General features: G+C 39.3%; 1 protein-coding gene. It reads left to right on the plus strand.

Annotated features, from left to right (window positions below):
* A partial coding sequence (locus tag NGM62_RS21975; protein WP_262250445.1) for a nucleotidyl transferase AbiEii/AbiGii toxin family protein occupies positions 1-694 on the plus strand: 694 nt, incomplete at both ends.

Raw genomic sequence — 694 nt, forward strand, 5'->3', positions numbered from 1 at the left:
CTTAGCATACTGAACCTTTGGCCCAAAGAATGGGGAGTATTACAGATAGATATTGACATCATTACCGAAGAACCGGAGGATAAAATCAAGGCTGTTTTACAGAAAATAAGCCAATTGGAAATGTTTACCCGTTGGGAAGATGACAACCACCGAAAACATACCCCTGATGCACCTATTGGACATTTCAAGATGTTTTATAAAAGTGTTGTAGATGGTCACGAAGAGCCGATACTATTGGATTTATTATACACGCCCAATCCATATCCTGAAACAAAAGAATATCCAATAAAACATAGTTGGCTTGCTACTTCGGGCGAAGATACGAAAGTTGTACTGCCAACGTTCGAAGCCATTTTAGGAGATAAGTTAACTGCTTTCGCTCCGAAAACCACCGGTATTTTGTATTCAAAAAATCGCCCTGTCGAAATCATCAAACAGTTATATGATATCGGTTTCTTATTTGACCAAATAACAGACCTCAGCATAGTAAAAGAAAGTTATTCGAGCGTGGTACAAGAGGAAATCGGCTATCGAAAATTAACTATTCATGCCAAAGAAGTATTGAAAGACACTTGGCAAGCCTGTTATACCATAGCAGAAAGAGATATAAAGTCCGATGAATTCAAACACTTGCAATTGGGCATTAAGAACTGGATATTGCGGAGCAAGCTGACCCCCAGCGACTGCCTACTAA

The organism is Parapedobacter soli (assembly GCF_025460835.1).
Classification (GTDB): domain Bacteria; phylum Bacteroidota; class Bacteroidia; order Sphingobacteriales; family Sphingobacteriaceae; genus Parapedobacter; species Parapedobacter soli.